Genomic DNA, 1,886 nt, shown 5'->3' with positions numbered 1-1,886 from the left:
GCCGCGCGCGACGGCAACGGCCGCGATTCCAACCCGGCCGACGAAGGCGACTGGAACAACGCCACCGAGTGCGACTCGCTGTTCCAGGACGTGCCCGCGCGCAACTCCAGCTGGCACGGCACCCATGTCGCCGGCACCATCGCCGCGGTGACCAACAACGCCAAGGGCGTGGCGGGCACCGCCTACAACGCCAAGGTCGTGCCGGTGCGCGTGCTGGCCAAGTGCGGCGGCTCGCTGGCGGACATCGCCGACGCCGTTACCTGGGCCTCGGGCGGAAGCGTGTCCGGCGTGCCGGCCAACGCCAACCCGGCCGAAGTCATCAACATGAGCCTGGGCGGCGGCGGCAGCTGCAGCGCCACCTACCAGGCCGCGATCGACGGCGCCGTTTCGCGCGGCACCACTGTGGTGGTCGCCGCCGGCAACAACAACGGCAACGCGGCCAACATCCAGCCGGCGAGCTGCAACAACGTCATCACCGTCGGTGCGGTCGACAGCGCCGGCGCGCGTTCGGTGTGGAGCAGCGCGCAGAAGTCGAACTACGGCGCCGTGGTCGACGTCGCCGCGCCGGGCTCGAGCATCCTGTCCACGCTCAACGCCGGCACCACCACGCCGGGCGCGGAGAGCTACGCCTCCTACGGCGGCACCTCGATGGCGACGCCGCACGTGGCCGGCGTGGTCGCGCTGTTGCAGGCCAAGGCCTCGACCCCGAAGACGCCGGCGGAAATCGAGACGCTGCTGAAGAACAGCGTGCGCGCGTTCCCGCAGACCCCGGACCAGCCGATCGGCGCGGGCATCGTCAACGCCAAGGCGGCGCTGGACGCGCTCGGCGGTGGCGGCACCCCGGGCGCGCAGACCTACAGCAACAGCGCCGACTATGCGATCAACGACAACGCCACGGTCGAAAGCCCGATCACCGTGTCCGGCCGCACCGGCAACGCACCGAGCAATGCCTCGGTGTCGGTGAACATCGTCCACACCTATCGCGGCGATCTGAAGGTCGACTTGGTGGCGCCGGACGGCTCGGTCTACACCCTGCTCAACTACAACAGCAACGACAGCAGCGACAACGTGGTGGCCACTTACACCCGCGACCTGTCCAGCGAAACCTTGAACGGCACCTGGAAGCTGCGGGTCAACGACAACTGGGTCAACGACACCGGCCGCATCGACAGTTGGAGCATCAAGTTCTGAGCGTCGTCCGCGGCCGGGGGAGGCCGCGCTCGCCTTACGGACCCCGGCTGCGCCGGGGTCTTTTTTTGGGGGCGCGGATGGCACCGCAGTTCGATAAATGGAATCTATGAATCGTGCGGCCGGAACCGACCGCCGCCCGTACCGTCCGGAGCCGGCAAGGACGGCCCCGCCTGGCGCGGTTGAGGCCGGAGTGCGAACCTGAATTCAAGGAATTCATCGCATTTTTCGACGAGGGTAGGGGGTTTTGCCGCGTTTGCGTTGTGATGCCGCGCACGTGGACGCGCTTCTCAATGCGTGATTGACTTCACTCTTGAACGGGCCACGTCGGCAAGGCGACACCTTGCTGTCACCGCCCCGCAATCGTTAGCGTGAATCGAGGACGCACACCGGCGCAGGCCGGTGAGGCGTCCACGACCAGCCCGGGCACGGCGAATCTTCGCGGTCCGACGACGCACCGGGCGACATCCGCCGCGACCGCGGCCTTCCTGTTTCGGGGGTTAGTTCAGATGTCCGTTCGTGCCAACCGTCGTCGTACCCACCGCATTCACGTCCTCGCCGCCGCCACCGCCCTGGTGCTGGGCTCCGCCGGCTCGGCGTTCGCCGCCGAGCGCATCAACCTCGCCGCCCTGGCCAACGAGACCCAGGACGAGTTCATCGTCAAGTACCGCGACGGCAGCGCGCAGCGCAGCAGCGCC

1 protein-coding gene and 1 pseudogene are annotated in these 1,886 nt (G+C 68.4%); both read left to right on the top strand.

What is annotated here, in order from left to right; all coding sequences use genetic code 11:
- Nucleotides 1–1,191, top strand: a 1,191-nt coding sequence (locus TX83_RS21545) for a S8 family serine peptidase (RefSeq protein WP_145982128.1), incomplete at its 5' end; no start/stop codon positions are given.
- A 506-nt stretch (nucleotides 1,192–1,697) separates the two neighbouring features.
- A pseudogene (locus TX83_RS21540) lies at nucleotides 1,698–1,886 on the top strand (peptidase S8); the annotation flags it as partial.

It is taken from the genome of Lysobacter antibioticus HS124, from assembly GCF_000336385.2.
GTDB classification, from domain to species: Bacteria; Pseudomonadota; Gammaproteobacteria; order Xanthomonadales; family Xanthomonadaceae; genus Lysobacter; species Lysobacter firmicutimachus.
This window is presented reverse-complemented; position numbering and strand designations above follow the sequence as displayed.